General features: G+C 29.4%; 1 protein-coding gene. It reads right to left on the reverse strand.

Translation table 11 applies throughout. The features are described 5' to 3' along the window. Positions 1-355: 355 nt before the first annotated feature. Positions 356-529, reverse strand: coding sequence for a hypothetical protein (locus N477_RS25880; RefSeq protein ID WP_155731777.1), 174 nt, complete (start codon positions 527-529; stop codon positions 356-358). Positions 530-630 lie beyond the last annotated feature (101 nt).

Genomic DNA, 630 nt, shown 5'->3' on the forward strand with positions numbered 1-630 from the left:
TTTTTCATGCTCTTGCCCTGGGCTATTAGGAGCTTGGGAGCACTGTAAAGTACAGTATGAAAGCATATTTATTAAAAAGTAATGATATGTCTCTTAAGTAATAATGATATTTATTTTTTATGTTTTATGGTTAAGTTATTTTAATTTACGTTATAACCGAATTTTGTTTTTTATATGTTGATTTTTGGGTGGGTTGAACTTTAGATTTTAGTTGGTAGTGAATTTGTTTTTTAATTGTTTTGGTTTTTAATTTTGTTTAAGGTTGTGAGGTTTGTCTTTTATTTTCTTATCACCTTGGTGTGTTTTTTATAATATTGATTAAGCCCTATTAATTATTAATAGGGCTTGTATCTAATTAATGGGGTTGAACCGGGAAAGTTGGTTCTCTACCACCGCTGCTACCAGAGCATGTATATCCATTATTACTAGCATAAGATGAACCGCCAGCAATGTTAGGAGTTTGAGCTTGATTTATTGATGCGCTTTTATTCAAACTTTTAAGTTTTTTTGTTTTTAATTTAAATTTCATTTCTATTCCTTAGATGTTTTTAAATTTAACTTTTTTCTGATTATTTTAGTGTTGTCCCTGTTGATTAGTGGTAGGGCTACTATCTAATTAATGGGGTTGAA

Origin of the sequence: Pseudoalteromonas luteoviolacea H33-S, assembly GCF_001625695.1 — a bacterium.
In the GTDB taxonomy this organism is placed as follows: domain Bacteria; phylum Pseudomonadota; class Gammaproteobacteria; order Enterobacterales; family Alteromonadaceae; genus Pseudoalteromonas; species Pseudoalteromonas luteoviolacea_B.

Bases quoted from the DNA above. Each gene is read 5' to 3' on its own strand.
- N477_RS25880 (WP_155731777.1), bottom strand. From the start codon at position 529: ATGAAATTTAAATTAAAAACAAAAAAACTTAAAAGTTTGAATAAAAGC.